Annotated in this window: 3 protein-coding genes and 1 pseudogene; 2 read left to right on the top strand and 2 right to left on the bottom strand. The window is 67.5% G+C overall.

The features are described 5' to 3' along the window. Together mutL and B4A72_RS05505 are read left to right on the top strand one after the other, a co-directional pair. A partial coding sequence (gene mutL, locus B4A72_RS05510) for a DNA mismatch repair endonuclease MutL (RefSeq protein ID WP_292978202.1) occupies positions 1-1778 on the top strand: 1778 nt, incomplete at its 5' end. Between the two features lie 453 nt (positions 1779-2231). Next, a complete protein-coding gene (locus B4A72_RS05505; RefSeq protein WP_292954666.1) occupies positions 2232-3497 on the top strand; it encodes a lytic murein transglycosylase in 1266 nt (421 codons plus the stop codon). An 87-nt stretch (positions 3498-3584) separates the two neighbouring features. Here B4A72_RS05505 and B4A72_RS05500 read toward each other — a convergent pair whose 3' ends face one another. Then, on the bottom strand, positions 3585-4091 hold the full coding sequence (locus B4A72_RS05500) for an RNA pyrophosphohydrolase (RefSeq protein ID WP_292954669.1): 507 nt from the start codon (positions 4089-4091) through the stop codon (positions 3585-3587). Further along, positions 4084-4419, bottom strand: a pseudogene (locus tag B4A72_RS05495) (peptidase S41); the annotation flags it as partial. The gene B4A72_RS05500 and the pseudogene B4A72_RS05495, both read right to left, overlap by 8 nt.

Below are 4419 nucleotides of genomic sequence, written 5' to 3'. Positions count from 1 at the left end.
TGGATGAGGCCACGTCCAACCGCATCGCAGCAGGCGAAGTGGTCGAGCGTCCGGCTTCGGCGGTGAAGGAACTGGTGGAAAACGCGCTGGATGCCGGCGCGACGCGCATCGACATCGCCATCGAGAACGGAGGCAAGCGGCTGATCCGCGTCACCGATGACGGCTGCGGGATGACCGCCGACGACCTGCCGTTGGCCCTGTCGCGCCACGCCACCAGCAAGATCGATGGCAGTGACCTGCTGGCGATTCGCAGCTTCGGCTTTCGCGGCGAGGCGCTGCCGTCGCTGGGCGCCGTCGGGCGGCTGACGATCACCTCACGCGCGCAAGGCTGTGAGGGCGTGGCGATCGCCGTCGCGGGCGGGGCCGCCGGCCCGGTCCGTCCCGCGGCAGCCAATCGGGGCTGCGTCGTGGAGTTGCGCGATCTGTTCTTTGCCACCCCCGCCAGGCTGAAATTCATGCGCAGCGACCGCGCCGAGACGCAGGCCGTGGCCGACACGATCCGCCGCCTTGCCATGGCCGAACCCTGGATCGGGTTTTCGCTATCGGCGGAAGGGCGCGAGATCTTCCGCGCCGATGCCGAACAGGGCGAGCTTTTCGACGCCCTGAAACTGCGCCTGACGCGGGTGATGGGCCGCGATTTCATCGACAATACGGTCACCATCGACGCCATTCGCGACGACCTGACCCTGACCGGCTTTGCCGCCTTGCCGACCTATTCGCGCGGCGCGGCGGTGGCGCAGCATCTTTATGTGAACGGCCGCCCGGTCCGCGACAAGCTGCTGACCGGCGCGCTGCGGGCGGGCTACATGGATGTGCTGGCTGCGGGGCGCCACCCGGCGGCGGTGCTGTATCTGACCTGCGATCCGCATCTCGTGGACGTGAACGTCCATCCTGCCAAGGCCGAGGTCCGGTTCCGTGACCCGCAGGCCGCGCGCGGCCTGATCGTCAGCGCATTGCGGCACGGGTTGGCCAGCGCAGGCCATCGCGCCTCATCGACCCTTGGTGATGCGACGCTGGCGGCCTTCCGGCCAGAGCCGGCGGCGGCACAGGCGCGCCGCTATCAGATGCACGACCGCCGCCCCTCGGCAGGCGCCATGCGCGGGGCGCTGGACATGCAGGCCCCGATCGCCGATCCGGGCTTTGCCGAAGCACCGTCGGCGCGCTTCGAAGGAGTGCCGGACGACGGGCCGCAGGATGCCCCGCTGGGCGCCGCACGGGCACAGATTCACGAGAACTGGATCCTTGCGCAGACCGCTGACGGCCTTGTCATCGTCGATCAGCACGCGGCCCACGAACGGCTGGTCTATGAACGACTGAAGGCGCAGGCCGGCGCAAGCGGCATCGCCTCGCAGGCGTTGCTGATCCCCGAAATCGTCGAATTGTCCGAGGCCGATTGCAACCGGATTCTGGGCGTTGCCGACGACCTTGCCTGCCTGGGGCTGGTGATCGAGCCGTTCGGCGGCAGCGCCATCGCGGTGCGCGAATCGCCGGCGATGCTGACCCGCCTGAACGTTCCGGCGCTGATCCGCGACATCCTTGACGATCTGGCCGATCAGGGTGCATCCGACCGTCTGCGCGGGCGGATCGACGCGGTTCTGTCGTCCATGGCCTGCCATGGCTCGGTCCGCGCGGGCCGACGCATGGGCGCGGACGAGATGAACGCCCTGCTGCGCGAGATGGAGCGCGTCCCCAGATCGGGACAATGCAATCACGGCCGGCCGACCTGGGTCAAGCTGCGCCTTGCCGATATCGAACGTCTTTTCGGACGCAAGGAGTGACCCTGCCCGGCCCGCGACAATAAGGGCGGGCCGGAGGAACCCATGCTTCAGATCAGCCCCGACAAGGCCGCCCATGTCATCATCCGCGCCCGCGAATATGACAGGCCCGTCTGACCGCCGGCACGCTTCTGGAAACCTTTTCCGAAATGACATGCCGGGCCTGCGTCTGGGATCACCGCCCCGGCGTCAGCCGGTTTCGGGCGCCAGACGGCGGTCATGACCGCGATTTCGTTGTCCTGCATCGCTGCCAGATCATCGACCCGACCTGCGTCGCCGCCGTGGGCCATCCGGCGCCGATCCCGTCTTTCCGGTGCGCCGATAACATCCGCGTCAGACTGCCTGCCTGACGCCGGCAAACGGATGCCGGGTCGCCTCCCGACCCTATCCAAGCCGAATCGCATTCGCTAGACTGCTCACAAACAAGCACGAAGCAGTAACAAACAGGCGATCCTCATGACCATGTTCCGAATCCTGATGTCCACCGCCCTGGTCGGGGCGCTGGCCTCCTGCGCAGGACCGATGAACCGCGCGCCCGGCGGCGGCGGTTCCTATGCCGCGCCCGAGCCGGCGCCGATCCCCGCCGCGTCGGCCGGGGACGAGGCCGGGTTGAAGAATTTCGTTCAGTCCTTCCGCTCGCGCGCGCTGTCTTCGGGCGTTTCGGCGGCGACTTATGACCGCGCCATGAGGATCGCGCGCTACAACCCGGACGTGATCCGGCTGGACCGCAAACAGGCCGAATTCTCGCGCCCCGTCTGGCTGTATCTGGACAGTGCCGTCTCTGATTCCCGCATCGATACCGGGCGCGAGAAGGCGGCGCGGTTCAACAGCACCCTGTCGGCGATCGAGGCGCGCTATGGCGTGCCGCGCGAAATCGTGTTGGCCGTCTGGGGGATGGAATCGAATTTCGGCGCCAATCGCGGCAAGATGCAGATCATCCCCTCGCTCGCGACGCTGGCCTATGACGGCCGCCGGGGCGAGATGTTCCAGAAACAGCTGATCGCCTCGCTGAAGATCCTGCAGGCGGGCGATGTCGATCCCGAAAACATGCTGGGCAGCTGGGCCGGCGCGATGGGCCATACCCAGTTCATGCCGACATCCTATCTTGAATATGCCGTCGATTTCACCGGTGACGGCCGCCGCGACATCTGGTCCGACGATCCGACCGACGCGCTGGCCTCGACCGCGGCCTATCTGGCTCGGAGCGGCTGGCGCCGGGGCGAGGCATGGGGGGCCGAGGTCAGGCTGCCCGCGAATTTCAACATGGGCCAGATCGGCAAGAGCACCCGCAAATCCAGCGGCACATGGGCCGCGCAGGGCGTGACCCGCTTCGGCGGCGGCAGCCTGCCATCGGGCAACGGCTCGATCATCATGCCGGCGGGCGCGCGCGGACCGGCCTTCCTGATCCTCGACAATTTCCGGTCGATCCTGCGCTACAACAATTCCGACAATTATGCGCTTGGCGTGTCCTTCCTGGGCGAACGGATCGCCGGGCGGTCGGGCATCCAGGGCGGCTGGCCACGCAACGACCGGCCCTTGTCCACGGCCGAGCGGAAGGAAATCCAGCAGCGCCTGCGCGCCCAGGGCTATTATGACGGCGAGATCGACGGGCTGTTCGGTTCGGGCACGATGACGGCGGTGGCCGCCTATCAGCGCGCCAGGGGCGTGACGCCGGACGGCTACCCGACCTCGATCCTGCTGGATCAGTTGCGCGGCCGTTAGGCCGGGCGGCCGATCCGATCGGCTGCCCGCGCCGCCCGCCCGCCAAGGGCCGCGCGGCGCGGGCAGCCTGCGGCCAGAACGACAGGTTCAGGCGAGCCGGTCGCAAAAAATGCGCAGAACCGTCGCGTAGACATTTCGTTTGAACGGCACGATCCGGGCCAGAAGATCGTCGGCGCGCATCCAGTCCCAGCGGTCGAATTCGGGGTGCTCCGTCTCGATGCAGATGTCGCTGTCCTGACCCAGAAAGCGCATCAAAACCCATTTCTGGCGCTGCCCGCCATAGCGGCCCTTCCAGACCTTGCCCAGCAATTCCGGCGGCAGGTCATAGAAAACCCAATCCGGCGTCTCGTCGAGGATCTCGACCTTGCTGGCGGGAATGCCGGTTTCCTCGGCCAGTTCACGCAGCGCCGCCTCGCGCGCGGTTTCGCCCGGGTCGATCCCGCCCTGCGGCATCTGCCAAGCGGGCGGCTGATCGGTCGGATGGTCCAGCCGCTGACCGGCAAAGACCATCCCGGCCGCGTTGATCAGCACGACGCCCGCGCAGGGCCGGTAGGGCAAGCCCCCCGGCCCCGATGGATAGGCGCCATCAACCATTGTCCTTGGCCGCGCCTTCCTTTCCGGTGCCCGATCCCTCGCCGGTGACTGCGGGCTTGGCTTCCGGGGGCACCCGGTCGGCCTCGAAATCGACGGCGGCCAGACCCTTGAGAATATCCACGGCATAGGCCAGCTGATAATCCTCGTCGCGCAGCTTGGCGGTGGCTTCGACCTCGGCGGCCTCGTCCTCCATCTGCTTCTTTTCCTCTTCGCTGATCGAATCGTTGTTCAGCGCGCCGCGCAGATCGGCCTCGGAACGGCCGAAGCTAGACTGGCTGCGCGGGCCTTCCTTGTCCTGCTCGTCGACCGGCACCGGCTTGGGCTGCGA

This window comes from Paracoccus sp. UBA5162 (genome assembly GCF_002413585.1).
Classification (GTDB): domain Bacteria; phylum Pseudomonadota; class Alphaproteobacteria; order Rhodobacterales; family Rhodobacteraceae; genus Paracoccus.
This window is presented reverse-complemented; position numbering and strand designations above follow the sequence as displayed.